Consider the following 778-nt stretch of genomic DNA (forward strand, 5'->3'; position numbering starts at 1 on the left):
AACTGTTCTTTAAAAAATAGGAAACAAGCTGAAAACTGAGTCTCAGGTAGTATGCTGGTAGTTATTTGTTATAGGTATGGATGGAGATATAGAGCGATTTATGTTTTATATTGAAGTTAATATTATCTGGATAGAATAATTATTGAGATACTGACTGAGTCAAAGTCTGAGAGATTGACTTGCATAATAAAAGGGATGCAAGTGAATAATAAAGTTTTTTATGAATGTGACACAAGAGAAGCGAAAGCGAAGAGCTCTTGAGGTTGTATGGTTAAGAGACTAAGCGTACAGGGCGGATGCCTTGGCAATCAGAGGCGAAGAAGGACGTGCAAATCTGCGAAAAGCTTGGGTGAGCTGATAAGAAGCGTTGAGCCCGAGATATCCGAATGGGGAAACCCGCTAGGTGAAGAACCTAGCATTGTTTGATGAATAGATAGTCAAGCAAGGCGAACCGAGAGAACTGAAACATCTAAGTACCTCGAGGAAAAGAAATCAACCGAGATTTCGTTAGTAGCGGCGAGCGAAAGCGAAGTAGCCAGCAAGTGATAGCAGCGGTATTAGAGGAAAGAGCTGGGAAGCTCTGCCATAGAGGGTGATAGCCCCGTACTTGAAAATAAAGTTGTGGTACTAGGCTTGCGAGAAGTAGGGCGGGACACGTGATATCCTGTTTGAAGAAGGGGGGACCATCCTCCAAGGCTAAATACTCCTGATTGACCGATAGTGAACCAGTACTGTGAAGGAAAGGTAAAAAGAACCCTGGTGAGGGGAGTGAAATAGA

General features: G+C 42.9%; 1 rRNA gene. It reads left to right on the forward strand.

From position 1 onward, the window contains the following. Positions 1-269: 269 nt before the first annotated feature. Positions 270-778: ribosomal RNA gene (locus tag ACFQ02_RS08170) — 23S ribosomal RNA — on the forward strand; the annotation flags it as partial.

This window comes from Seminibacterium arietis, from assembly GCF_042675725.1.
Lineage (GTDB): Bacteria > Pseudomonadota > Gammaproteobacteria > Enterobacterales > Pasteurellaceae > Seminibacterium > Seminibacterium arietis.